Origin of the sequence: Streptomyces sp. NPDC058008 (genome assembly GCF_042886395.1) — a bacterium.
Classification (GTDB): Bacteria; Actinomycetota; Actinomycetes; order Streptomycetales; family Streptomycetaceae; genus Streptomyces.
The window spans coordinates 74,179-96,137 of the sequence record NZ_JBHVQX010000005.1 but is presented as its reverse complement, the minus strand read 5'-3'; the positions used below and the strand labels follow the sequence as shown (position 1 = coordinate 96,137).

21 protein-coding genes and 1 pseudogene are annotated in these 21,959 nt (G+C 71.5%); 13 read left to right on the top strand and 9 right to left on the bottom strand.

The window, feature by feature from the left end; all coding sequences use genetic code 11:
- Window positions 1–89: 89 nt before the first annotated feature.
- The 3 genes and pseudogenes from ACFVS9_RS06620 to ACFVS9_RS06610 all read left to right on the top strand — a co-directional run.
- Entirely contained in the window at window positions 90–851 is a 762-nt protein-coding gene (locus tag ACFVS9_RS06620; RefSeq protein WP_351326922.1) for a phosphoglyceromutase, read from the top strand.
- Window positions 852–957: 106 nt separating this feature from the next.
- Complete coding sequence (locus ACFVS9_RS06615; protein ID WP_389930578.1) at window positions 958–1,161, top strand: hypothetical protein; 204 nt, start codon at window positions 958–960, stop codon at window positions 1,159–1,161.
- Between the two features lie 32 nt (window positions 1,162–1,193).
- A pseudogene (locus ACFVS9_RS06610) lies at window positions 1,194–1,811 on the top strand (DUF6039 family protein); the annotation flags it as partial.
- Window positions 1,812–2,072: 261 nt separating this feature from the next.
- Here ACFVS9_RS06610 and ACFVS9_RS06605 read toward each other — a convergent pair.
- Window positions 2,073–2,435: a VOC family protein gene (locus ACFVS9_RS06605; protein WP_042163773.1), complete on the bottom strand. Its 363-nt coding sequence runs from the start codon at window positions 2,433–2,435 to the stop codon at window positions 2,073–2,075.
- A 1,756-nt stretch (window positions 2,436–4,191) separates the two neighbouring features.
- On the opposite strand from ACFVS9_RS06605, the gene ACFVS9_RS06600 reads away from it, so the two are divergent.
- Window positions 4,192–4,440: a hypothetical protein gene (locus tag ACFVS9_RS06600; RefSeq protein WP_383115714.1), complete on the top strand. Its 249-nt coding sequence runs from the start codon at window positions 4,192–4,194 to the stop codon at window positions 4,438–4,440.
- The gene (locus tag ACFVS9_RS06595; RefSeq protein ID WP_383115715.1) at window positions 4,437–4,679 is read left to right on the top strand and encodes a hypothetical protein; all 243 of its coding nucleotides are present in this window, start codon (window positions 4,437–4,439) and stop codon (window positions 4,677–4,679) included. Before ACFVS9_RS06600 ends, ACFVS9_RS06595 begins: the two co-directional genes overlap by 4 nt.
- A gap of 21 nt (window positions 4,680–4,700) precedes the next feature.
- Here the strand turns inward: ACFVS9_RS06595 and ACFVS9_RS06590 are convergent, their stop codons facing one another.
- Entirely contained in the window at window positions 4,701–5,480 is a 780-nt protein-coding gene (locus ACFVS9_RS06590; protein WP_383115716.1) for a hypothetical protein, read from the bottom strand.
- Between the two features lie 221 nt (window positions 5,481–5,701).
- Between ACFVS9_RS06590 and ACFVS9_RS06585 the strand changes: the two genes are divergently transcribed.
- Window positions 5,702–6,670, top strand: a complete 969-nt coding sequence (locus ACFVS9_RS06585; protein WP_389930574.1) for a phosphotransferase family protein — start codon at window positions 5,702–5,704, stop codon at window positions 6,668–6,670.
- A 118-nt stretch (window positions 6,671–6,788) separates the two neighbouring features.
- Here ACFVS9_RS06585 and ACFVS9_RS06580 read toward each other — a convergent pair whose 3' ends face one another.
- On the bottom strand, window positions 6,789–7,295 hold the full coding sequence (locus ACFVS9_RS06580) for a YbjN domain-containing protein (protein WP_383115718.1): 507 nt from the start codon (window positions 7,293–7,295) through the stop codon (window positions 6,789–6,791).
- 439 nt (window positions 7,296–7,734) lie between these two features.
- On the bottom strand, window positions 7,735–9,084 hold the full coding sequence (mshA, locus tag ACFVS9_RS06575) for a D-inositol-3-phosphate glycosyltransferase (RefSeq protein ID WP_383115719.1): 1,350 nt from the start codon (window positions 9,082–9,084) through the stop codon (window positions 7,735–7,737).
- Between the two features lie 183 nt (window positions 9,085–9,267).
- Here mshA and ACFVS9_RS06570 point away from each other — a divergent pair, with 183 nt between their 5' ends.
- From ACFVS9_RS06570 to ACFVS9_RS06560, 3 genes are all read left to right on the top strand, one after another.
- Complete coding sequence (locus ACFVS9_RS06570) at window positions 9,268–10,053, top strand: class I SAM-dependent methyltransferase (RefSeq protein ID WP_389930570.1); 786 nt, start codon at window positions 9,268–9,270, stop codon at window positions 10,051–10,053.
- Window positions 10,054–10,531: 478 nt separating this feature from the next.
- Window positions 10,532–11,599, top strand: coding sequence for an NlpC/P60 family protein (locus ACFVS9_RS06565; RefSeq protein WP_389930567.1), 1,068 nt, complete (start codon window positions 10,532–10,534; stop codon window positions 11,597–11,599).
- Window positions 11,600–12,370: 771 nt separating this feature from the next.
- Complete coding sequence (locus ACFVS9_RS06560) at window positions 12,371–13,720, top strand: PP2C family protein-serine/threonine phosphatase (protein WP_383115722.1); 1,350 nt, start codon at window positions 12,371–12,373, stop codon at window positions 13,718–13,720.
- On the opposite strand, the gene ACFVS9_RS06555 is transcribed toward ACFVS9_RS06560, so the two are convergent.
- From ACFVS9_RS06555 to ACFVS9_RS06545, 3 genes are all read right to left on the bottom strand, one after another.
- Window positions 13,702–14,037 carry a DUF2516 family protein gene (locus ACFVS9_RS06555; RefSeq protein WP_383115723.1) on the bottom strand — a complete coding sequence of 112 codons (336 nt, stop codon included), beginning with the start codon at window positions 14,035–14,037 and terminating at the stop codon, window positions 13,702–13,704. The two genes, ACFVS9_RS06560 and ACFVS9_RS06555, sit on opposite strands and share 19 nt — an antisense overlap.
- A 452-nt stretch (window positions 14,038–14,489) precedes the next feature.
- On the bottom strand, window positions 14,490–15,176 hold the full coding sequence (locus ACFVS9_RS06550; protein ID WP_389930564.1) for a hypothetical protein: 687 nt from the start codon (window positions 15,174–15,176) through the stop codon (window positions 14,490–14,492).
- A gap of 28 nt (window positions 15,177–15,204) precedes the next feature.
- On the bottom strand, window positions 15,205–15,714 hold the full coding sequence (locus tag ACFVS9_RS06545; protein WP_383115725.1) for a helix-turn-helix domain-containing protein: 510 nt from the start codon (window positions 15,712–15,714) through the stop codon (window positions 15,205–15,207).
- Window positions 15,715–16,006: 292 nt separating this feature from the next.
- Here ACFVS9_RS06545 and ACFVS9_RS06540 point away from each other — a divergent pair, with 292 nt between their 5' ends.
- Together ACFVS9_RS06540 and ACFVS9_RS06535 are read left to right on the top strand one after the other, a co-directional pair.
- The gene (locus tag ACFVS9_RS06540) at window positions 16,007–17,077 is read left to right on the top strand and encodes a hypothetical protein (protein ID WP_389930561.1); all 1,071 of its coding nucleotides are present in this window, start codon (window positions 16,007–16,009) and stop codon (window positions 17,075–17,077) included.
- 374 nt (window positions 17,078–17,451) lie between these two features.
- Window positions 17,452–18,306, top strand: a complete 855-nt coding sequence (locus ACFVS9_RS06535) for an alpha/beta fold hydrolase (RefSeq protein WP_383115727.1) — start codon at window positions 17,452–17,454, stop codon at window positions 18,304–18,306.
- An 85-nt stretch (window positions 18,307–18,391) separates the two neighbouring features.
- On the opposite strand, the gene ACFVS9_RS06530 is transcribed toward ACFVS9_RS06535, so the two are convergent.
- Window positions 18,392–19,510: an FAD-dependent oxidoreductase gene (locus tag ACFVS9_RS06530; RefSeq protein ID WP_383115728.1), complete on the bottom strand. Its 1,119-nt coding sequence runs from the start codon at window positions 19,508–19,510 to the stop codon at window positions 18,392–18,394.
- A gap of 53 nt (window positions 19,511–19,563) precedes the next feature.
- On the opposite strand from ACFVS9_RS06530, the gene ACFVS9_RS06525 reads away from it, so the two are divergent.
- Window positions 19,564–20,256, top strand: a complete 693-nt coding sequence (locus tag ACFVS9_RS06525) for a TetR/AcrR family transcriptional regulator (RefSeq protein ID WP_389930557.1) — start codon at window positions 19,564–19,566, stop codon at window positions 20,254–20,256.
- Between the two features lie 501 nt (window positions 20,257–20,757).
- Here the strand turns inward: ACFVS9_RS06525 and ACFVS9_RS06520 are convergent.
- Window positions 20,758–21,024: a helix-turn-helix transcriptional regulator gene (locus ACFVS9_RS06520; protein ID WP_383115730.1), complete on the bottom strand. Its 267-nt coding sequence runs from the start codon at window positions 21,022–21,024 to the stop codon at window positions 20,758–20,760.
- A 97-nt stretch (window positions 21,025–21,121) separates the two neighbouring features.
- Here ACFVS9_RS06520 and map point away from each other — a divergent pair, with 97 nt between their 5' ends.
- Entirely contained in the window at window positions 21,122–21,898 is a 777-nt protein-coding gene (gene map, locus ACFVS9_RS06515; protein WP_383115731.1) for a type I methionyl aminopeptidase, read from the top strand.
- Window positions 21,899–21,959 lie beyond the last annotated feature (61 nt).

Here is a 21,959-nt window from a genome sequence, read left to right as displayed (position 1 = left end):
CCCGTCAATCGTCAGCCCCCGCCCGCTCCCCCCGTCCGCCCCTCGGCCAGGCGCGCGGAGGCCGCACGGGTTCGATTACGCTCGGACCCATGGCCGACGCACCGTACAAGCTGATCCTCCTCCGCCACGGCGAGAGCGAATGGAACGCGAAGAACCTGTTCACCGGTTGGGTGGACGTAGACCTCACCGACAAGGGCGAGAAGGAGGCGGTCCGCGGCGGTGAGCTGCTGAAGGACGCCGGCCTGCTCCCCGACGTCGTGCACACCTCCCTCCAGAAGCGCGCGATCCGCACCGCCCAGCTCGGGCTGGAGGCCGCGGACCGCCACTGGATCCCCGTGCACCGCTCCTGGCGTCTGAACGAGCGCCACTACGGCGCCCTCCAGGGCAAGGACAAGGCCCAGACGCTCGCCGAGTTCGGCGAGGAGCAGTTCATGCTCTGGCGTCGTTCGTACGACACCCCGCCGCCGGCGCTCGAGGACGGCACCGAGTTCTCGCAGAGCGCGGACCCGCGCTACGCGACGATCCCGCCGGAGCTGCGCCCGCGCACGGAGTGCCTCAAGGACGTCGTCACCCGCATGCTGCCGTACTGGTACGACGGCATCGTCCCGGACCTCCTCGACGGCAAGACCGTCCTGGTCGCCGCCCACGGCAACAGCCTGCGCGGCCTGGTGAAGCACCTGGACGGCATCTCCGACGACGCCATCTCGGGCCTCAACATCCCGACCGGCATCCCGCTCGCCTACGAGCTGGACGCCGACTTCCGCCCCCTGAAGCCGGGCGGCACGTACCTGGACCCGGACGCGGCCAAGGCCGCGATCGAGGCTGTGAAGAACCAGGGCAAGAAGAAGTAAGCAGAGCTGAAGAAGCCCCCACCTGCGGGTTTTCCGCGTGGTGGGGGCTTTTCGGTGGGCTGGGCCGTCTGGGGGCCGCCCCGCTCAGATCGGCATCCACTTCAAGGTGGACGAGCCCACAGGGGCCTGGAAAAACACTACGCGCGGCATCCTCACCCTGGCCTTCCGGTGCGTGCCGCTGCCGGTCAGCGCCGCGTTCCACTCCCGGGACATGCCGTCGGCGGCGCGGCGGTTCGCGGACGTGCTGGCCGAGGCGCAGCTGGCGCCCCCGAAGCTGCCGGTGATCGCGAACGTGACGGCCGCGCCGTAGCCGCCCGCAGAGCCCGTGGCGGCGCTGCTCGCATCGCCACCGCACTCAGCTTCGAGGACGCCTTCGGCACCCGGGGCCGCCCGCACTGGCTGATCCACCTGCGCTCCCTGGGGGACTACACCGCGCTGACCCGGCGCGGAGCCGACCGAGGGAGCGGTGTCTTCGGGCGCGACGCCGGCGAGGACGACGGCTGGGAGGAGCTGTTCGAGGCGGGCAGCGTGCGGGAGACCGTCCTGCTGCCGCACCGCTGGGGCATCTTCGGCACCGCCACCGAGGCGATGGCGCAGCAGGAGACGACGCGGCAGGACCTGAACCCGGCCGAGACGGTGGACGGCCGGGCCCGGTTCCAACTGGTGCCGGCCGCGCGGCAGAGCTCGCTGCCCCTCGGGAGCCTGCTCACCAGCGCGTCGTCCGGGCTGCTCATGCACCGCACCGCCCAGGTGCACTACGCGTACCGGACGGAGGCCCGGGTGCTCGCCCGGACGCTCGCCGAGACGTACAACCTGAACGCCAAGGGCCGGACCACGGTCCTGCTGTTCGAGGAGGCGTTCGGGCAGATGGACCGCCTCCGCATGTTCATCCACATGGCGGACATCGAGGCGTACCAAGAGCTGATGGCGCTGGACGCGAGCCCGGACCCGAGCGCGCCCCGGGCGTCCTACATCCAGGAGTGGATCTCGCCGGAGCGTGGCGGCGGCACCGGGACAAGACCGTCATCCAGGACAGCACCAGGGACGGTCTGCTGGTGCCCCGGACGTTCGGCTGAGCGTCAGACACACGCACGCGCCCCCGCTCCGGAAATCCGGGGCAGGGGACGCGTACGTGGGTGCGCGGGACGGAACCTCATGGGCGGCGGGTCAGGAAACCGCCGGGACCGGTGGGTCCGGACGGCGGTCGGCACCGGACGGCGGTCAGGCCATCGCGGTGATGCAGAAGGGGTAGCCGACCGGGTCGAGCAGGACGGTCCACTTGCCTTCGCCCGGCTGGTCCTCGGGCTTGGTGGCGCCCAGTTCCAGGAGTTCGGCCTCGGCCTTGTTCAGGTCCGTGACGCTGAAGTCGATGTGTACGCGATGGGCCGCGTCCGGCCAGGTCGGGGCTTTGAATCCGTCAATCTTGACGAATCCCATACGCATGCCGTTCTCGCCTGCCAGATATGCCGCCGACTCGCTGGTGAAGATCTTCTGCCAGTCGGTTGCCCGAGCGTAGAAGTCAGCCAGTGATTCCGGGTCGGGACAACTCAAGGTGATGGCTCCGGGCTGCGTGATCGCTGCCATTAATCCACCCTTTCAGGAATGTGGTTGGGGACCGGGATGCCCGCACGCAGTCTTCCACGAAGGTGCCACGGCGGGAGCCGAACCAACGATCTTCCGGACTACGTCCCACGGCAGCACACTATTGAGCATTCGGCGCCTTTGCCCGGCCGTACCGTCGGATCATGACGGATAACCTGGAACGTATGCCCGAGGACTGGGAGAACGCGCTCGTACTGGCCGCGCACCGGCTCGGGCCGCCTCAGCGGCGCGCTCGGCGGTTGCGGGCATGGAGTGGGAGTCACTCTCTGTGGCTGGGGGCGGTTGGCCCCACGGCTTTAGCCACCTCCCCGGTTCGGTTTCGCGTCAAGCAAGACCCGGGGCCACTCGTAGCGAATTCGGACAGGATCGCAGCCCGCCCGAGAGCAGACCAGGGTACGGCACCTGATCATGCTCGACCTCAACCCGGCAAGACACCGGCCAACCCGCCCCGGCAGCCTTCTCTGTGATGAGGGGAGAAGGCTCGTCACCCATCTAGGGAGATGGGGGGAGACATAGTTGGCGCGCGGACGGTCCCCTTTTCCGTGTTCGTCAACTCTGCTGTACACCAGTTCCGATGGCACCAACAGTCGCCGAGGCAGCACCCCACCAACCGGTTGGTCAGTGCGACTGGTGTGTGCTGGCGACGGGGGACAGCGCAGCGGAAGCTAGACGTGTTGACCATCCGTCTCCGGCGCGCTGTTCGCTCACCGCCAAGAGGTGGCCCGCAGCTGGTTGCAACTCGGAGTAAATCCCGCAAAGCCCTGGTCCGTTCGTCGGCCAAGCGCCGAATGTCCTCGTGGGTCGCATCCTGGTCATGGAAGGTTTCGGTCTCTGCGGGGTCCGCCAAACGGGACATTTAGCCATTCCGGTCGTCGATGCTCAAACAGCAGGACTTGCCGTCCAGGCCCGACTACGGGAGAAGCCGCCGGTGGAAACGGCGGACATCGTCCTTCCCGCGCGCTGTGCGCGATCGCTTCGTTCTCTTCGGTCGCCAGTGACCGTCGCGGCGAACGGTGGCCGTCCCTGGGCCGTCCGAGATTATTCAAGGGCACCCGATAGCGGCCAAATGGCGACCGCTCACGCCAAGTCGATCAGCGTCCCCACCTGCAAAAACCCTGGTCGCCGAGATCTACCGCAAGACCCAGGGCAAGAAGAAGTAAGCAGAGCTGAAGAAGCCCCCACCTGCGGAATTTCCGCGTGGTGGGGGCTTTTCGGTGGGCTGGGCGCCGGGCGCCAGGTGGGCGGGCGGCTTCGGGCTGAGCCCGGGCGGACTCCGTGGTCAGCTCTGCCAGGGCCTTCCGCTCCACGCCCGTCGTACGTCGTCGGCTTCAGCGAGAGGCATCCCGCCGATACGGGCCCTGGGCCCCCATGTGCGCCCTCCATCTGTGCGGACGGCAGGCAGGAGATCCGGCAGACACCGGTCTCCCCTCACCTCGGCGCCCGCGCGCTACCGGCCCGGCGTCCGGAAAGGACATGCCGCCTGCGGGGTCCTGTCGGCGAGCACCATCCCTGGCGCACGTGGACGCTCTCTGCGAGCCACCCCGGCCACCCCAGCGCCACCGCCGCATCACCAAAGCCATCAACTCATCCTGCGTGCACGTCACCTGAACACACAACAGTTCGCCCCGCTCCACAGCACCCGCTAACGTGGGCCTTACACCTGCCTGTTACCCAGGTACACCCCCCGGCGGTGAGGACAGACGGGGCGCGGAGAGCGGGGAGATCGGGGAGAGCGACCATGGGCGAGTCTCTGAGGACCTTCGTCGGCGGCACCGAGGTCGAGGTGCCCAACAGCATTCCGGCGATCCGTGCCGCGCTGCCCGAGGAGAGACGCGAGGAGTTCGACCGCGCCATCAATGAGGCCGGGGTGCACGAGATCCAGGCCGTCATGCGGCACTGGATGCTCGAGTCCGTACCCGACCCCGAGGCCGAAGAGATCCTGGACCGGCTGGCACAGGACGAGGCCGAGAGGCGGAACGTCGCTTGAGTTTCCGCATCTCCTACGCACCCCCCGCCGACGACACCCTGGCCAAGATGCGCGACGGCGACTCGTTCCGGGACGAGATGGAACGCACCCTGGCCCTCGACCCGTACGGGTACGCCTCGACCGCCGTGAAGCGTGAACGCGACCGGCGCGAGGCGACCGTGTACGGGGCGATCGTCCTGTACTACGTCTCCGGGTCCGTGCTGACGGTCACCGTGGTCAGACTCGTACCGCTGCCCTGACCCGGAGAGGTGGCCGAGGGCTCAGCCGAGCTTCTTGGCCTGGGCGTCGACCAGCGCGGTCGGGAGCGCGAAGTCGGCGTCGGCGCCCGTCTTGCCGAGGTTGAACGAGAAGAACGTGGCGACCGTGCCCCCCTGACGCAGGGTCACCAGCTTGAAGGGGGCCGCCTCGTCGCCCTCCCCCATCTGCACCCGCCAGGCGAGGGCCTCCTCGCCGCCCGTCACCTTCTCCTCGGTCAGCTTGGTGACCTTCTGCTTCGAGCCCTTCATGCTCAGGGTGAAGCCACCGGTCGCACACGCCGCCGCGGACTCGCGGAGCTCGGCGAGGTTCTTCGCCGCGCCGTCCCCCTCGTACGAGGCGAGCGTGACCAGCGACGACGTCACGTCGAGCATGCCGGCGAGCAGGTCCTCGGGGTCGGCCTTCTCGTCCTTCTTCGGCTCCTGGACGGCCTTGCGCCCGGCGTTCCCGACCGGGTCGCCCCGCTTCACCCCGTAGAACGCGTACCCGATGGGCTCGCACTCCTTCTTGTCCACGGCGACCTCGTCGGGCTTGGCGATGTCCTCCGGGCCGGTCTTCGTGACCTTGTGGCCCGCGAGGTCGCCCTGCTCCAGCGACACCTTCTCCAGCTCCGCCGACGTCAGCGCCTTGACCGCCGCCGGCGCGGAGGACGCGTCGTCCTTGGCGGCCGGGGCGCCGGCGTCACCCTTGCTGTCGGAGTCCGAGCCGCCGCAGGCGGTCGCGAGCAGGGCCAGGGACGCCACTGCGGCGGCGAGAGCGGTACGGCGTAGGGAGGTGGCGCGCATGGTTCGTTCATCTCTCGTCGGTAGGAGCAACAGCGTTGTCCCGTCGCGGAATTCAGGACTGACGCGGGAGGGCTGTCACGGTGCGACACACTCTACGATCGGACAACTGTCCGATGATCGTTTCGTGCGCTCACGGGATGTGATCGTGACTTCGTTGTGATCACGCTGTGAATGCCCTGTGCGGCGGCCGGTACGCCGCCGGCCCCTGGGAGGCCCCGCCCGTGCCTGTCGACGCGACCACAGCCGTACTCGAAGCCGTCGGCGCCCCCGCGCCCGTATCGCTCGAACCGCTCACCGGGGGTACGTACAACACCGTCACACGCGTGACCTTCGGGGACGGCGGACAGTGGGTGGTGAAGGTACCTCCCGCACACAGCGCCGGTCTGAGCTACGAACAGCATCTGCTCGTCAACGAGGTCACCTTCTACGACGCCGCCGCCGAAGCCGGCGCCACGATCCCCCGGGTGGTGCACAGCGAGCTGGACCCCGGGGCGCCGACAGGGGCGTACATCGTGATGACCGCCCGCCCCGGGCGTGCCTGGAGCGCGATCGGCGACGGACTGACGCCCGATGAGACCCGTGGGCTGCGTGCGGAGTTCGGTGGAATCGTCGGACGGCTGCACCGTGTCACGGGCCCCGGGTTCGGGTATCCCGGCGGAGCACTGGGGCCCCTCTCCGCCACCTGGCGCGAGGCGTTCACCGCCATGACCGACGCCGTGCTCAGGGACGCCGAAGGGTACGGAGCGAGACTGCCGCTGCCGGTGGACCGGATACGCGAGGTACTCGCCGGGGCCTCGGACGTGCTGGACGAGGTGACCCGGCCCGCCCTGGTCCACTTCGACCTGTGGCAGGGAAATCTCCTGGTGACCGGGGAGCCCGGTGCCCGGCGCGTCGGCGGGATCATCGACGGCGAGCGGATGTTCTGGGGCGATCCGGTCGCCGATCTCGTTTCCACGTCCTTGTTCGGCGACCCGGAGGCGGACCTGGACTTCCTGGCCGGGTACGCCGGTGCCACGGGCTCGCCGGTCGTGTTCACACCGTCCCTGCGGCGCCGTCTCGGCCTGTACCGCGGCTACCTCTACCTGATCATGCTCACCGAGACCGTTCCCCGGGGCTACGGCTCCGAGGAGGTCGCCGGGACGTGGGAGGCGGTTGCACCCCGGCTCGTCGCCGCGCTGGAGGAGCTGTAGCCGAGGGCCTGCCCGGGGGTGGCCGGTGGCCCGCCCGGGGGTTGCCGACGACCCGCCCGCATGTAGCCGGGGCGTAGCCGGTGGCCCGCCGGGTCGTAACCGGTGGTCCGCCGCTCTCTCAGGACGGGCGCTGCGTGAGATGCGTGAAGGCATCCAGATTGCGCGTGGACTCACCGCGTTCGACCCGCCAGGCGTACTCCTTGCGGATGGCGCTCGCGAAGCCCAGTTCGAGCAGCGGGTTGAAGGCACCGTCCGCCGCCTCCAGGACCGCGCCCAGCAGCCTGTCCAGCTCGCCGGGGGTGACGACCGAGAGCGGGAGCCTGCCGACGAGATAGATGTCGCCGAGCTGGTCGATGGCGTAACTCACCCCGAACAGGCGGAGGTTGTGCTCCAGGAGCCAGCGGTGCACGGCGGCGTCGTTCTCGTCGGGGTGCCGGATGACGAACGCGTTGAGGGAGAGGGAGTGCTGCCCGACGAGCAGGGAACAGGTCGTGGACAGCTTCCGCGTACCGGGCAGCTTCACGACGTAGCTGCCGGGCTGCGGGCTCTCCCATTCGAGCTCCGCGTCGTCCAGCGTCGCCTCGATGACCTGCGCCGCTGCTGCCTCGTCGGATACGTCAGCCATGGTGCGAGCGTACGACAAGGCGTCCTGGCGCTCAGCCCAGAGCCCGGGACCCAGGGGATCCCAAGGATCCCGTGGATCCCCTGGATCTCCTGGGTCTCCTGGGTCTCCTGGGTCTCCCACGGTGCGTATCCCAGGGCCGGGAGCCCAGGGGACCGCCGGGGAACCCCAGGCCCCCCCCGGGGAGCCCAGGCACCTCCGGGGTGCCAGGGGGCCTCAGGGCCGGGAGTCCGTGGCACGGCGCACAGGGCGCGGCGGCGGCATCGCGGACCGGCTACGCATCCCTCACAACCGTGGGGTGACCGGCCACCGCCCCCTCGCCCGTGGTGCGAACAGACCCTGCGCCACGTCACCCGTGGTGCGAACGAACCCCGCCCTTCACCCGTGGTGCGACCAAACCTCGCGTCCCCTCACCCGCGGTGCGACCGAACCCCGCGTTCCCTCACCCGTGATGCGAACGAGCCCTGCGCCGGTGGTCGTGCAGGGCTGCCGTGTACACGTCCGCGGTGGCCGACGCCGCGGTGTCCCAGCCGAACGACTGCGCGTGCGCGGCAGCGGCCTCGCCCATCCGGGAGGCCAGATCGGCGCTGTCGGCAAACCGGCCCAGCGCCTGCGCGTACGCCTCCGGCTCGTGGCCGGGGACCAGGAAACCGCTGACCCCGTCCCGCACCGCGACCGGCAGGCCGCCCACGGCCGCCGCGACGACCGGGGTGCCGGCCGCCTGCGCCTCGATGGCGACGAGCCCGAAGGACTCGCTGTACGAGGGCATGACCAGCACGGACGCCGCCCGGAACCAGTCCGCGAGCTGGTCCTGGCCGACCGGCGGGTGGAACCGTACGACATCGGCGATGCCCAGCCTCGCGGCCAGCTTCTGCAGGCCCTCCGGCTTGGCGAGCCCGCTGCCGCTGGGGCCTCCGACGACGGGGACGACGATGCGTGAGCGCAGGGTCGGGTCACGGTCCAGGAGGACGGCGACGGCACGGAGCAGCACGTCAGGGGCCTTGAGCGGCTGGATACGGCCCGCGAACAGCGGAATCAGGGCGTCCTGCGGCAGACCGAGGCGGGCGCGTGCGGCGGCGCGGCCGTCGCCGGGGCGGAACCGGTCCAGGTTGACCCCGGGGTGCACGACGGCGACCGATGCCGGGTCCGCCTCGTAGAAGCTGATGAGTTCGTCGGCCTCGCCGGCGGTGTTCGCGATGAGCCGGTCGGAGGCGTGCACGATCTGCGTCTCGCCGATGACCCGCGCGGCGGGCTCGGGGGTGTCCCCTTCGGCGAGCGAGGCGTTCTTGACCTTGGCCATGGTGTGCATGGCGTGCACGAGGGGGACGCCCCAGCGCTGGGCGGCGAGCCAGCCGACCTGGCCGGAGAGCCAGTAGTGGGAGTGAACGAGGTCGTAGTACCCGGGCCGGTGTCCCGCCCAGGCCTGCATGACGCCATGGGTGAAGGCACAGAGCTGGGCGGGCAGCTCCTCCTTGGCGAGGCCTTCGTACGGCCCCGCGTCGATGTGCCGTACGAGCACTCCGGGCGCCAGCTCGACGGTCGGGGCCAGCCCGCCGGTGGTGGCCCGCGTGAAGATCTCGACCTCGATGCCGATCGCGGCGAGGCGCCGGGCCAGCTCCACGATGTAGACGTTCATACCGCCCGCGTCGCCGGTACCGGGCTGGTGCAGGGGCGAGGTGTGCACCGAGAGCATCGCCACCCGGCGAGGCTTGCGGACTCCGGCGAACCCGCCCGGGAAGCGGATACGGGGTGCCGCACGGCTGCTGCCGAGCCGGGAGACGTACTGGCTCACGGGTCCGCTCCTCCTCGCTCAGGGCATGACACGTCCGGGGCGCACGGCCCCTTCGAAGCTCCTGAACAGCGGAACTCTGCCTTTCATTTCCACTTTGCCAAATAATTGCGATCCCTCCGGCGTGCCGGAGGGCGCCTCCCAGGTCACACGTGTGCTGACCGGTCCTTCGCATACGCTCCCTCCATGCACCAGCGCCCCATCGGCACCGCGACCCGCGGGACGACCAACCCCAACCGGCTGCGCCGCATGGACCGCTGGATCGCCGCCACGCACGGCCCCGCCCTGCGCCGCAGCGATGCGCCCCTCGCGGTCGACCTCGGCTACGGCGCCGCGCCCTGGACCGCCGTCGAACTGCTGGAGCGGCTGCGTACCGCCGAACCGCGTACGGCCGTGGTGGGCATCGAGATCGACCCCGCGCGGGTCGCGGCGGCGCAGCCGTACGAGCGCGAGGGCCTCACCTTCGTGCACGGCGGCTTCGAGATCCCCACACCCGGCCGCCCCGCCCTCATCCGGGCCGCGAACGTGCTGCGCCAGTACGACGAGGGAGAGGTCGCCGCGGTCTGGCAGCGGCTGTGCGCGCGGCTCGCCCCCGGAGGGCTGCTGGTCGAGGGCACCTGCGACGAGTTCGGCCGCCGGCACGTGTGGGTCGCCCTCGGCCCCGAGGGCCCGCGCACGGTCACCTTCGCGACGCGGCTCGGCTCGCTGGAGCGCCCTTCGGACCTGGCCGAGCGCCTCCCGAAGGCCCTGATCCACCGCAACGTGCCGGGCGAACCCGTGCACGCCTTCCTGCGGGACCTCGACCGGGCCTGGGCCACGGCCTCCCCGTACGCGTCGCTGGGAGCGCGGCAGCGCTGGATCGCGGCGGCCCGCGCGGTGTCCGCCGACTGGCCCCTGACGGACGGGGTACGGCGCTGGCGGCAGGGCGAGATCACGGTGCGCTGGTCGGCGCTGCGCCCGGCCACCGGGTGAACGGGGCCGACGCGCGGGGGCGTGCGATGCCGGATCAGGTCCGGGACCAGGTGGGTCCGGGCGGGCGCGAGTCCTGCCCATGTACGGGTGGGTCCGACTCCTGCCCATGTACGGACGGGTCCGAGTCCTGGTTCGCGTCCGGCCCCGAGTCGGAGTTCGCATCGGGGTTCGCGTCCGGTTCGCGTCCGGTCCGGGTCCGGGCCGCGTCCGGGCCGCGTCCGGGCCGGGGCCGGGCCGGGGCCGGGCCGGGGCCGGGCCGGGGCCGGGCCGGGGCCGGGCCGGGGCCGGGCCGGGGCCGGGCCGGGGCCGGGAACACCGGTGGATCACCGTTCGTCCCTTGTGTGAGGGGGAGGTGGCGCGGACCTCTGTCGCTTTACGGGACGACATGGCACGATCGCGTCGTCACCTGAACGTTACTGACGGTAAGTCAGATGTACGCGATATGGCTTTCGTTGCCTTTCGCCCGGAGGGGGAGCTTGTGGACCGACGCCACTGTGCCGCTGCCGCGATCACTTTGGTCTGCGCGCTGGCCCTGCTGACCGCGCCGGTCCAGGCCATGGCCGCTCCGGTGCCGGAGCCCGGCCCGACGGCGACCGCTCCCGCCGCGGCGAAGAAGAGCCTGGAGGAGGTGCGCGAGGAGATCGACCTCCTCTACCGCAAGGCCGGGGCGGCGACGGACGCGTACAACCTCGCCGAGGAGCAGGCCGAGAAGCAGTCGGGCGAGATCGTCCGGCTGACCAAGGCCATCGCCGACGGGCAGGCGAAGATCGCCGAGCTGAAGGACAGGGCGGGCGCCCAGGCCCGCGAGCAGTACCGCAACGGCGGGCTGCCCCCGGGTACGCAGCTGGTGCTGAGCGGCGATCCGGACCTCTTCATGGACGGCGTCAACCAGGCCCGGCAGGGTCAGCAGGCCGCCAAGGGCATGCTGACCGAACTGGAGCAGTCCCAGGAGGACCTGGAGACGTACACCCAGGACGCCAGTCTCAACTGGGAGAAGATCGAGGCGAATCGCGTCAAGCAGGCCAAGGCCAAGAAGAGCATCGACGCCCAGATAGCGGCGGCTGAGAAGCTCGAGTCGCAGCTGGCGAAGGAGGAGCGGGCCAGGCTCCTGGAGCTGGAGCAGGCTGCCGCGTCCACGGCGCAGGCCGCCTGGCTCTCGTCCGGCGCGCTCAAGGACATCAACCGCGAGGCCAGCGCGGCGGGCAAGCAGGCCGTGGCGTTCGCGACCGGCCAGATAGGCAAGCCGTACGTATGGGGAGCCGAGGGTCCCGGTTCGTACGACTGCTCGGGGCTGACCTCACAGGCCTGGGCCGCGGCGAAGCGGCCGATCCCCCGGACCTCCCAGGAGCAGTGGCGTCAGCTGCCCCGTATCCCCATCCAGGACATGCGCCCCGGCGACCTGATCATCTACCACAGCGACGCCAGCCACGTCGGGATGTACGTCGGCGACGGCTCGATCGTGCACGCGCCCAGGCCCGGCCGGCACGTCACCCTGGCGGGCGCGGGCTCGATGCAGATCCTGGGCGTGGTCCGGCCCGACAAGTAGGGGACGTGCGCGGCGCCGCCCCGGCGAAGGGCGGCCGTTGCCGCCCGGCCCGGCATCCCCGCACGGTCTGGGAGCCTGGCGCTGACGGAGGACGGCACGAGGACAACATGCGCCGGTGGCTGATCGCTGGAGGCGGATCGGCGGAAGCGGATCGGCTGAGACTGCTTCGCCGGCGCGGCACGACGGATGCGGCACGGCGCACGCGGTACGACGTACGTGGCACGGCGCGGCTGAGGCTGCTTGTCTGCCGCGACACGGCGGACCCGGGCACCCGGGCTCGGGAACGCGGGGTCGGGAACGCGGATCCGCTGAGGTACTCCGGGCCCACGCGGCACTGCGGAGGCGGATCGGCTGAGGCTACGTGGCTGACGCGGCACGGCGGAGGCGGATCGGCAGAGGCAGCACGGCTCGCACGGCCCGGCGGGGATGGATCAGCGGCCCCGGGCCCAGGAAGGCCGCTCGGGCACCCCGGCTCGGCAGAGGCGGACCGGCAGGGCTGACCCGGCGCGGGGACCCGGTCCGGCTCACGCGGCCCGGCTGATGTGTGCGACCCGTGTCGGGTGCGTGATGTTCGTCATGACCTCATGTCCGTTTCGCGCGCACCCATCACGCCGGATCCGTGTCGGGACGCGGCTTATGGCCGCGCATCCGACGGCGGATGATCACCGGACGCCATTCCGTTCCCCCGCCACGGACCGCTATCGTCCCCGTCGGCGGTTCGTCGTTCGTCGATCTGCCGCGCCCTCGGGGGGAGGGAAGGAACCCGAATCGATGCCCGTACCCGTACCGCAGCAACGTGCCGTTCCCGCTGCGGAGACCACTCACGGCGCCGACCTCACACTCCTGGTGATCGAGGACGACCCTGCGGGCACCTTCGCCGTTCCCGAGCTGTCGTCCACCACCGGGGCCAAGGTCCGCGTCCGTACCGCCCGTAATCTCACCGAGGCCGGCCGGCTGCTCACCGACGACGTCGACTGCATCCTCCTCGACCTCGACCTGGAGGCGGCCGCCCTGCCCACCGGCGCACGCGCCGAGGGCCACGACGAGGAGACCGGCCTCCCGGACGGGCTCGCCACCCTCAAGCACGTGCTGCGCGTCGCACCGCGTCACGCCGTCCTCGCGCTCACCGCGGAGGACGACGCCGAACGCGCCGCGGAGGCCGTACGTGTCGGGGCCCAGGACTACCTCTTCCGCGGTGAACTCGACGGGCGCCTCCTCAGCCGCGCCATCCGGTACGCCGTGGAGCGCAAGCGCGCGGACACCGCCCAGCACCAGCTGACCGAGTCCCGGCTGCGCGCCCAGGAGAACGCCCGCCTGGAGCGCGGACTGCTGCCCACCCCGCTCCTCGACGGCTCCGACCTCGCCTTCGCCGCCCACTACCGTCCGGGCCGCAGCCGCGCCCTGCTCGGCGGGGACTTCTACGACACGGTCCGCACACCCGACGGCACGGTCCACGCGATGATCGGCGACGTCTGCGGGCACGGCCCCGACGAGGCGGCGCTCGGCGTCGAGCTGCGCATCGCCTGGCGGGCGCTCACTCTGGCCGGTCTCTGCGGCGACGCCCTGCTCTCGACGTTGCAGCAGGTCCTGGAGCACGAACGGCAGAGCGAGGAGATCTTCGCGACGCTCTGCACCGTGGACATCGCCCCCGACGGCCGCCGCGCGGGCCTGTGCATCGCGGGCCATCCCGCCCCGCTCATCGCGCGCCGGGGACGGGCGGCGCACCTGCTCCCGTACGAGGACGGCGGCCCGGCCCTCGGTCTGCTGCCGCACGCACGGTGGCCGCGCCGCCAGGTCGAGCTGGGCGGTTCCTGGAGCCTGATGATGTACACCGACGGGCTGATCGAGGGGCGTGTCGGCCCGGAGGGCACCCAGCGGCTGGGCCAGGAGGGCATGACCGCGATGGTCAACGGCCGGCTGGACCAGGGCCTCGGCGGTGAGGCCCTGCTGGAGGCCGCCGTCACCCAGGTGCAGGAGCTGAACGGCGGCGAGCTGACCGACGACGTGGCGGTCCTCCTGCTGGAGCGCGACGAGACCCGGATACGCGGAAGGGGCGGGAGCGCGTCGCGCTCCCGCCCCGGTGCCGCCTCGTCGGCGGGCGCTCAGCGCCCGCCGTTGTAGGGGCCGTAGGGTCCGTCGCTGCTGGAGCCTCCGCGGCGGTTCCCACCGCCCGACACGGCCTTGATCGCCGGACGCACGTCCACCATGAAGACGATGGACGCGATCACACCCGCGATCTGCAGGAACAGGATCGGAATGACGAGGTTCACGAAGACGGTGACCCCGAGGATGATCAGCCAGAAGGACTTCTTCTGCTTGTCCGCGGCCCGGTAGGCGTCCTCGCGCGCCATCACGGCGAAGACCAGCGCGACCACAGCCAGGACGAGCATGGCCAGGTACAGCAGCTGGAGAATCGAGCCGAATGCTTCGAGCAACACGGTGAACACCGCCTAATCAGTGGATGAGCGCCTCGCGGCCAAGGTACCGGGACAACGACCCGGGCACCCCGAAAGGTGCCCGGCCCGCTCTCCCGTCAATCCTGGAACCGCATCGGCCTGCGTCACAGGGCACCCGCGCCCGCGGTGCGGAGGCTTCCGGCGGCCTGGCAGAGGCTTGCGTCTGCTCGGCGCGGGGGCCTCCGACGCCTGGCGGAGGCTTGCGTCCACCTGGCGCGGAGGCCTCCGACGACCTCGCGCCGGAACCTCCGTCCCCGTGGGGGACCTCCGTCCCCGTAGAGAACCTCCGTCCCCGTGGGGGACCTCCGTCCGGCATCGCAGAGGCTTGCGTCAACCTCGCGCGGGCTTCCGGCGGCCTCGCGGACCTCTGTCCCCTCGCGGGAGCTTCCGTTCTACCTCGCAGAAGCTTCCGTCCAGCTCGCGGGAGCTTCCGTCTACTTCGCGGAGGGCGGGGTCGGCTTCTTCGCCGCGGGCTTCCGCGCCGGAGCGGTCTTCTTCGCCGTCGCCGCGGGGGCCGCCTTGGACTCGGCGGCCTTCGGCGCGGGCTTCTTCGCGGCGGGGGCCACCGGCTTCGCGGAGGAGGCCGCCGGCTTCGCCGTGGCCGCCGGGCGGGCGGGGGTCACCGGCTTGGCGGCCGTCTCGGACTTCTGCTTCGGCACGGGCTTCGGCTCCGCCTCGACGACGGCGGCGATCTCGACGATCTCCTCGGCCGTCCCGCCGCGCCAGGTCCGCACGCTCTGCTCGCCGCGCTCGGCGACCTTCTCGTACGTCTCCCGGGCCCGGACGGCGTACTCGGCGGCCACGCCCACGCTCCGCAGCGCCAGGTCCTGGGCCGTCTCGCCCCACTTCTTGAGGTCGGTGTCCAGCGTCCCGAAGACCTCGGTCACCTTCGCCTGCACGGTGGCCTGGGCCTCCTTGGCCTGCGTGGTGACACGCTCCTGAACGGCCTTCGGGTCGGTGTTGCGCACCGCCTCGATCCGCTCGGGCGCCTCCGCCCGCAGCTGCTCGATCAGAGCCGGGACCTTGCGCGCCTGCTCCACGGCGAGGTCGGCCGTGCCGGCGGCGAAGTAGAGGGGGGTGGGGTCGGTGAGGGTCTTGCGCAGGTCATCGGTGATGGCCATGACTGTGGTCCTCCCGGATCATCAGAAGTCAGTTCACTGGTGGGTCTGCATCACTGCCGCCGGCCGTACGGGGGCCGCGGGCATCCGGACGGGCACCGTTCGCTTCGCCGGTACCGCTTTCCGCGTCGGCGTCGATTCTGCTCTCCGCGTCGGCGGCACCGTGGGACTCGGGGCCGGTGTCGGGTGCGACATCGAATCCGTTCTCCCGGCGGAAGGAGTCGTAGATCTGCAGCAGCACGTTCTTCTGCCGCTCGTTGATCGACGGATCGGCCAGTATGACCGCACGCGTCTCCAGCTCCTCCCGCTCCCGCTCGTCGAGGATCCCGGCCCGCACGTAGAGGGTCTCGGCCGAGATCCGCAGGGCCTTGGCGACCTGTTGCAGCACCTCGGCGCTCGGCTTGCGCAGACCGCGTTCGATCTGGCTGAGATACGGATTGGACACCCCGGCGGCGTCGGCGAGCTGCCGCAGGGAGAGCTGCGCGGTACGCCGCTGCTCACGCAGGTACTCGCCGAGATTGCCGACGTTGAGTGATGCCATGCCCCGATGGTGCCCCACCCTTGCTAACTATTGCAAGCGCATGCTTGCAAAAGTGTTCCGCGCCACCCTCGCGGCCCCGCCCGCGCAGCGAGGACTGTCACTGCGCAGACCCCCTGTCACCGGTCGGCCGTAGTCGCCAGGCCTCGCGGGAACCGTGGCGCGATGACGTCACTCGGACGCCCGTGGTCACCGCGGCCGGGCCGGTGGGCGTCGGAACCAGTTGACCGGGGACGCTCGGGGCGCGGGTCCGGGGGGCCGAGGACTGTCAGTAGCGGGTGGCACGATCATCGGCATGAGTCTCGTACGCACTACTCCGGCGCGGCCCGTCGAGGTGACAGCGGTCTTCCCGGAGCTGGCGCCGTGGGCCCGTCCCGCGACGCGGCTGCATCCGCGTCCGGGGTCGCCTTCGGCCGGGGACAGCTCGGTCGGCGGGCCGTTGCTGTGGCCGGCGGGCGAGCCGTGGCCACACTGTGAAGACGCGCACCTGCACGTGGACAGTGGGTTCCGCCGGTCACCGACCGAAGTGCGGCTCGACAGACGCCTGCAGTCCCGTTGGCGCGCTGACGGCCGGGCCGCCGCCCTCACGCCCGAGGAGGAGGCGCTCAAGGAGCGTGATGCCGCGCGGCTCTCCGAACGGCTCGACGCCGGCCCTCCCGGACCCGCCGAATGCCCGGTCCCGATGGTGCCCGTGGCTCAGCTCTTCCTGCGTGACATACCCCTGTTGCGGCCGCCCGGGCAGGCCGACCTGTTGCAGATCCTCTGGTGCCCGTACGAGCACGAGCCGGACTACAAGCCGTCGACCGCGCTGTTCTGGCGGTCGGCCACGGAGGTCGGCGACGTCCTGGCCGCGCCACCGGAACCGTACGAGGCGGACTACCCGGGTTATGTGCCCGAGCCGTGCGTGCTGGCGCCGGAAGCGATCACCGAGTACCCCAACAGTCTGGATCTGAGTCCGGAGCTCCGGCGGATGCTGGAGGACTGGAGCAGGTGGCAGGCAGCCGGCGCGGACAGCTCCTACGCGGAGTATCCGCGCGACTTCTACTCCACCCATCTGGGCAACGCACCCGGCTGGAAGGTCGGCGGCTGGCCCCCTTGGGGCCGCACGGACCCGAACCCCCGGTACTGCGCGGTGTGCGAGGTGCGGATGGTCCCGCTCCTGACGATCGCTTCCTGGGAGTGGGACGGCGGCGAAGGTCACAGCTGGGCGCCGCGGGAGGACCAGACCGCCGCCCTCGCCGACGGGCACTACGCGGGCCAGGACCCCTCGCAGCCGACGCGGGTGGAAGTGGGCAGCACGGACAACATGCAGATCTACGTCTGCCCGGCCTCCCCCGAGCATCCGCACACCGACCTGATCCAATGAGCTGTCCGGCTCACCTCACCCCCTCCCCCGCAGCCGGTGACCGGTGGCAGAAGGGCCCGCCGAGCCGGAACCGCTTCCCCCGCGAACGGCGTTCCACCGCCGCAGGGTTGCGGGGCTCAGCACACCGGCACCCCCGGCGCCTCCCGCCCCTCCGGCCTCTCCGGCCCTCCACATCGACATCCGCATCCGCCCGCCACAAGCGCTGGGCCGGCGGGAACGCCTTCCCGCCGGAACGCCTTCCCGCCGGAACGGCAACCCGATCCGTCCTTGCCCTCCACGCCGTCCCCATCGCGCACCGGCACCTCCGCCGGGCGGATCGAAGGCCTCCGCATCCTCGATCTTGCCCCGAAGATCCTTCTGTTGGAGGGTGAGGCATGCAGAATCCACCGACCTTCGTCCTTGTCCACGGGGCCTTCGCGAACTCGTTCTCGTTCGCCCCCTTGCAGGCCGAACTCGCCCTGCTCGGGCACCGCTCGGCCGCTGTCGACCTTCCGGGGCACGGATTCGCGGCGACCTTCCCCGCGGCCTACCAGGCTCCCCAGCGGCTGGACGCACTCGCCGCGGAGCCGGGCGCGATCAAGGGCGTCACGCTCGCCGACAACGCCGCCCGGGTGATCGAGGCCCTCGAACAGGCCAAGCGGAACGGGCCCACCGTCCTGGTCTCCCACAGCCGGGGCGGCATCACGGCCACCGCCGTCGCCAACGCCCACCCCGAGCTGATCGACCGGATCGTCTACGTCTCCGCCTGGTGCCCCGTCGATCTGGACGTGGGCGACTACTACGCCCAGCCGGAGATGGCTGGCGTCGACGCGGGGGCCTTCGCGTCGACCCTCGTCGGGAACCCGGGCGAACTCGGCCTCCTCCGGACCAACTTCCGCACCGCCGACCCGGCAGCGCTCGCCGCGTTCAAGAGGGCGCTCGCCGCCGACCTCACCGATGACGAGTTCAGGGCCTTCCTGAACACCTTCCAGCCCGACGAGAACCTCGACACCGGCACGTCCGCCGACCGGGCCCAGGCCGCGACCTGGGGCCGGATCCCCAGGACCTACGTGCGGCTGGCCGACGACGCCAGCCTGCCGCTCGCCGTGCAGGACCGCATGATCCGCGAAGCGGACGCGCTGACACCCGACAACCCCTTCGACGTCCAGACACTCGAGGGAAGTCACCTGCGCTGGCTCGCCCACCCGAAGCCCGCCGCCGAACGGCTCGCCGGCCTCGCGGCACGCTGACACCCCATCGCACGACGGGCGGTGCCGCAGCGGCGGTTCCGCCCGGAACGGCGGGGCGGACCGCCCGCACCCTCGCGCCCGGCGGTCAGGAAGGCTGGACCGCGTCGAAGAGGGCCAGGGCTCCGGCCGGGTCCGGGGACACCAGTCGCTCCAGGCCCTCCGTCGTGATCTCCGCCCACCTGCCGGCCCGGGCCCACATCCGTTCCTCGAAGGCGCGGACGGCCTCGTCCGGATCTCCGGAACAGGCGGCCACGGCCTCGGCGAGTTCGGCACCCTCCAGCATCCCGAGGTTCGCCCCCGCCCCCAGCGGGGGCATCAGATGGGCGGCGTCGCCCAGCAGCGTCACCCCGCGGACGTGGGTCCAGGTGTGGGAGACGGGCAGGACGTGGAGGGGACGGCGGACGAACACGGTGCCGCGCCGCAGGAGGCCGAGGACGGGGGCGGACCAGCCGTCGAACAGGGCCAGCAGGTACGAGCGCACGGCGTCGGCGTCGGCATGGTCCAGGTTCGCGTGCCGGTCCAGCGGGGCGCGGAACTGGGCGTACACCTTGACGTGACCGCCGCTGTTGCGCTGGGCGACGAGGGCCCGGTTCACGCCGTACACGGCCACGGAGCCGTCACCGACCAGCCGGGCGAGGTCGGGGTGGCGGGCGTCGATGTCGTCCAGGGAGGTCTCCACCAGGGTGATGCCGGTGTAGTGCGGCGTCACCGGGGAGACGGCCGGGCGGGTCCGGGACCAGGCGCCGTCCGCGCCGACCACGAGGTCGAACGCCTCCTGCCGACCGTCCGCGAAATGGACCAGTACGCCGTCCCGGGTCCCCGGCACCACCCGCGTCACGTCCCGTCCCCACCGGACGTCGAGCGGGCCGAGCAGCAGGTCACGGAGTTGCCCGCGGTCGATCTCAGGGTTGGCGCGGTCGTCAGGACCGGGCCGCCAGTCGCGCAGGACGGTCCCGTCCGCGTCCAGGATCCGCATGGCCTGCCCCTCGGGACGGGACAGCGCCCGGAACTCCGTCAGCAGCCCCGCCTTGGCCAGCGCGAGCTGGCCCATCCCCTCGTGCAGGTCCAGCGTGCCGCCCGGGGGACGGGCTCCGGGGGCGTGATCACGTTCGAAGACGGTGACCGGGTGGCCGCGGCGGTGCAGGACGCGGGCGAAGGAAAGGCCGGCAGGACCGCCCCCGACCACTGCGATGCGATGTCTCATGGCGATACACTGTATTGACCATATACGACGTATCGCAAGAGTACGGTGGTGCCATGACTGTGTGGGACCGACCGGAGCCGCCGACCCGCCCCGCGCCGCTCGACCGGGAGCGGATCGTGGCCGCCGCCATCGCACTGGCCGACGAGGGCGGGCTGGAGGCGGTGTCGCTGCGCAAGGTCGCGGGCCGGCTGAACGCCGGACCGATGCGGCTGTACGGATACATCTCCACCAAGGAGGAGCTGTTCGACCTCATGGTGGACGAGGTCCAGGCCGAGATCGTCCCCGAAGTACAGCCGGACACCTGGCGGGAGGCGTTGCACACCCTCGCCCACCGCACCAGACAGGCTTCCCTCCGCCACCCGTGGCTGGCCGACCTGCTCGGCGGCCGCCCCGCCCTGGGTCCGAACGGCCTCGCCGTGAGCGAGGCCACGCTGGCCGCCCTCGACGGCATCACCGACATCGACACCGCCCTGCGCGCCGTGGAGACCGTCAGCTCCTACTTCACCGGCGCGATCAGGCGCGAGATCGCGAACCTGCGGGCCGAGCGCGCCACGGGCATGTCCAAGCACGACTGGCAGCGGGCCTCCGGCCCGCACGTGACGAGAATGCTGGCCACGGGCCGCTTCCCGGCCCTGACGAAGGCCGTGCACGACGGCGCGGACGTGGACCCCGAGACATCCTTCGCGACGGGTCTGGACTGGGTCCTCGACGCCGTGGCCACCAGGATCACCCGGCCGGTCACCTGACGCGGAGGCCCTGCCGCACGTGAGCGGGGCGGGCAAGGGCCGGCACGGCCGACAAGGGCAGGCGGGACCGGCAAGGACAGGCGGCCCGGCGAGGGCGGGCGGGACTGGCGAGGGCGGGCGGGACCGGCAAGAACAGGCAGGGCCGGCGAGCATCGCCAAGCATCGGCAAGCACCGACGAGCAACGGCAAGGACAGAAAGCACCGGCCCGACGCTCAGTTCCCGCCGTACGCGAGCCCTGACGACGGACGCCCCCGCATGCGACCGGACGCGGCGCCAGGAGACACCCTCACCCCCGCGAGCCGGGCGGCCGTCCCGCACCACCATCCAGCGGGGCAGCCATGAGCAGGGATGCCACGCGGCACGACCGCCACACCGGAAGGCCTCACCCGGAGCAGGTACGGGCGTCGGCACGACTGTCACATGGCAAACAGCCGCCGCCGGAAGGCCTCACCCGGAGCACGCGCAGCGGTCGGCGAAGGGGGCGCTGCGGAGAACCGCCGCTAGGAGGCCTTGCTCAGAGCGGGATCGGTGCTCCAGACGAAGGCTAGTTCGGACAGCGGCACACCCAGCACCTCGCTGAGGCGGACGATGGTGCCGAACGCGGGCGTCGGCAGCCTGCCGGTCTCGATCTTGCGGAGCGTCTCCGGCGAGATCCCCGCCTCCAGCGCCACTTCGGCGGGGCTGCGCCCGGCCCGTGCGACACGCAACGCGGCTCCGAGGCGTCGGCCCGCCTCGATCTGTTCGGGGGCGAGCGGATGGCGGACCATGCGCACATGCTAGAGCCGAGGATTTCCGGCGGCAACCACCCCACCACCACTCTGGTATAAATATACCGGTCGGCACACCGGGGAATCGAGGATCGCAGTGATCGAGCACAAATCAGCAGCAGACATCGAGCGTATGCACGTCACGGGCCGGTTCCTCGGCCAGGTGCTGGCCGAGCTCGGCGACCTCGCGGCCGTGGGGGTCAACCTGCTGGAGCTGGAGCGGCACGCCCGCCGCCTGATCAAGGAGCGCGGCGCGGAGTCCTGCTACTGGGACTACGAGCCCTCCTTCGGCAAGGGCCCGTTCCGTAACGTCGTGTGCCTCTCGGTCAACGATGCCGTCCTCCACGGCCTCCCGCACAGCTACAAGCTGCGCGACGGCGACCTGCTGACCATGGACATGGCCGTGAGCATCGACGGCTGGGCCGCGGACTCGGCGCTCTCCGTGGTCGTCGGCACCCCGGCCGAGGAGGACCTGCGGCTGATCCGGGCCACCGAGGTGGCGCTGGAGGCCGCGATCGAGGTCGCCCAGCCGGGCAACAGGCTCGGGGACATCTCGGCGGCCATCGGCGCGGTCGCCGCCGAGTACGGCTATCCGGTCAACCTCGAGTTCGGCGGTCACGGCATCGGCCGCACGATGCACGAGGACCTGCACATCCCCAACAACGGCCGCGCCGGCCGTGGCTGGAAGCTGCGGCCCGGCCTGACGATCGCGATCGAGCCCTGGTTCGCGGCCGGCACCGACAAGATCGTCTACGACCCGGACGGCTGGACGATCCGCTCGGCGGACGGTTCGCGCACCGCCCACTCCGAGCACACGGTCGCCATCACCGAGGACGGCCCGCTCGTGCTCACCCGGCGTCCCTCGGAGCGATGAGGACGGTACGGCCGACGGGGTTCACCGGCCCCCGCACGCCCCGCCCGCCCTGCCGGAGCCG